4 protein-coding genes are annotated in these 2,475 nt (G+C 55.2%); all 4 read left to right on the forward strand.

The annotated features are described in order from the left end of the window. Positions 1-799: 2-dehydro-3-deoxygalactonokinase (locus tag ABJQ89_RS15465; protein WP_348497063.1), on the forward strand; the 799-nt coding region annotated here is incomplete at its 5' end. A gap of 13 nt (positions 800-812) precedes the next feature. Beyond that, on the forward strand, positions 813-1,418 hold the full coding sequence (locus ABJQ89_RS15470) for a 2-dehydro-3-deoxy-6-phosphogalactonate aldolase (RefSeq protein ID WP_348497064.1): 606 nt from the start codon (positions 813-815) through the stop codon (positions 1,416-1,418). Next, positions 1,415-2,248 (forward strand): SMP-30/gluconolactonase/LRE family protein, encoded by an 834-nt coding sequence (locus tag ABJQ89_RS15475; protein ID WP_348497065.1) that lies wholly within the window; start codon positions 1,415-1,417, stop codon positions 2,246-2,248. The genes ABJQ89_RS15470 and ABJQ89_RS15475 overlap by 4 nt, the downstream gene beginning before the upstream one ends. After that, positions 2,245-2,475 (forward strand): beta-galactosidase (locus tag ABJQ89_RS15480; protein ID WP_348497066.1); only part of this gene is annotated, 231 nt, incomplete at its 3' end. The genes ABJQ89_RS15475 and ABJQ89_RS15480, both read left to right, overlap by 4 nt.

Consider the following 2,475-nt stretch of genomic DNA (forward strand, 5'->3'; position numbering starts at 1 on the left):
CTGTTCTGATCAAGGCATGTCTGGTCTCACGCCTGATGCCTTCGAACCTGCTTTGGTGAACTTACTAAGCGGTTGGGCGCTCCTCACCCCTTGCACCGTGATCGCCTGCGGCATGGTTGGATCGCGCCAAGGGTGGCAAGAAGCGCCCTATCGCGCCGTACCTTGCGCAGCCAAAAGCGATGCTTTGGTTCGGGTTGAAAACTGCGATGAAGCGCTGCAAGTCTGGCTGGTTCCAGGCGTAAAACAGAACGATCCCGCCGATGTGATGCGCGGCGAAGAAACTCAAATCGCAGGCTTTCTCGCCCTCAACGAGGACTGGGATGGCATCATCTGCCTTCCCGGCACGCACTCTAAGTGGGTGCACGTCAGCGCGGGTGAAATCGTTAGTTTTCAGACATTTATGACGGGTGAGCTATATCAAGCCATTGGTCATCACACGGTCCTGCGGCATTCTATTAACGATGATGCATGGGAGAGCGAGGCCTTCAAGCAGGCAATGTCTGATGTGCTTTCGCGCCCTGAGCGCCTTGCCAGCTTGCTGTTTCGCTTGCGCGCGAATGATCTGCTGCACGGGGCATCTAGCGGCGCCGCGCGCGCGCAGCTCTCCGGTGCATTGATCGGCGCGGAACTTGCTGCGTCCAAGCCCTATTGGCTCGGCCAAAACGTGGCTATAATCGGTGAAAACCGTTTAGCGGACCTTTACAGTTATGCGCTAAAGCAACAGGGCGTATCGGTACAACGCAGCGATGCGAATGCCGTCACGCCTGCTGGTCTTCTGGCAGCCTATACCTCTCTCTGATGGAGTAAATATCATGAGCAGACCCCTTATTGCGATCTTGCGCGGCGTGACCCCGCTGGAAGTGAAAGACATTGCAGCCGCCCTTATTGAGGAAGGCATCACACGTATCGAAGTGCCGATGAATTCACCTTCTGCGTTAGCCTCTATCGAAAACCTTGCAACGGCATTTGGCGACGTTGCCCAGATTGGTGCAGGTACAGTTTTGACGGTCGAAACTGTCAAAGACGTGTCCAAAGCGGGTGGCACATTGGTGGTCTCGCCCAACGCAAATATCGAAGTCATTTCAGCCACAAAATTGGCCGGTATGGACAGCTACCCTGGTGTCATGACCCCGACGGAATGCTTCGCGGCACTTGGCGCAGGGGCCGATGGTCTTAAACTGTTTCCCGCGTCTTTGCTCGGCGTTGATGGTCTGAAAGCCATCCGCGCCGTCTTGCCGCCAAACACGCCTGTCTATGCAGTGGGCGGCGCAGATCATACCAATTTCAAAGAGTGGATCGACGCCAGTGCAAATGGTTTTGGCATAGGTTCAGCGCTCTACAAGCCGGGCTTCAGTGTATCAGAGGTCACAACGCGTGCCCGCGCAATCGTTCGCGCCTATGACGAGGCGACAGCATGATATTTGATGATCGCAATTGCAGACTTGGCGAAGGCCCGTTGTGGCACCCGCTGCGTGAAGAGCTGTTTTGGTTCGATATCAACGCCAAAACACTTCATACCAAAGCGCAAAGTTGGACGTTTGATCTGACAGTAAGCGCTGCGGGGTGGATTGACGAAAACACGCTGCTCGTGGCCTCCGAAGTCGGTTTGCACAAATTTGATATCCCCTCCGGTGCCCTGTCTAACCCTATCGTCTCGATCGAAGCGGACAACAAAGTCACCCGATCCAACGACGGGCGCGCCGATCCATGGGGCGGGCTGTGGATTGGCACCATGGGCTACAAAGCAGAGAATGACGCCGGTGCGATTTATCGGTTCTACCAAGGCGAGCTTCGTAAATTGGCGCGCGACATTACTGTCTCCAACACAATATGCTTCACACCTGATCGCAGCTTCGCTCATTATTCCGATACTGTCACGCAGCAGGTTATGCGCGTTGCGCTTGATCCCGAAACGGGTTGGCCCAGTTCTGAGGCCGAAGTTTGGCTCGATCTGACAGAGGACGGGTTTAACCCCGATGGCGCTGTTGTGGATGCGAACGGCACGCTTTGGATCGCACTCTGGGGCGCGGCCCGCGTGAATGGATATGCACCAGATGGTACACTTGTCGCATCGCATGAAGTGGATGCCCAACAACCGACCTGCCCTGCATTTGGCGGGCCTGATCTTACAGATCTATACCTCACATCTGCCCATACGGGCATCATCGAAGATATCGGCAACAACGGCAAAACCTTTTGTTTGAAAGGCATCGCCAAAGGCCAACAAGAACATCGGATACGACTATGAAGCGTGCCCTTGGCGTATGCTATTACCCTGAGCATTGGAACGAGGAACGATGGACCATAGATGCAAAGCAAATGATCGACGCGGGTCTGAAATGGGTCCGCCTTGGCGAATTTGCATGGTCCAGACTGGAACCCGAAGCAGGCAATCTACAACTCGATTGGCTTGAGCGCGCGATAAATGTGCTCGGCGAAGCGGGGCTCGATGTCATTCTGGGAACCCCCACAGCC

Source organism: Planktotalea sp. (assembly GCF_039984035.1).
In the GTDB taxonomy this organism is placed as follows: Bacteria; Pseudomonadota; Alphaproteobacteria; order Rhodobacterales; family Rhodobacteraceae; genus Planktotalea.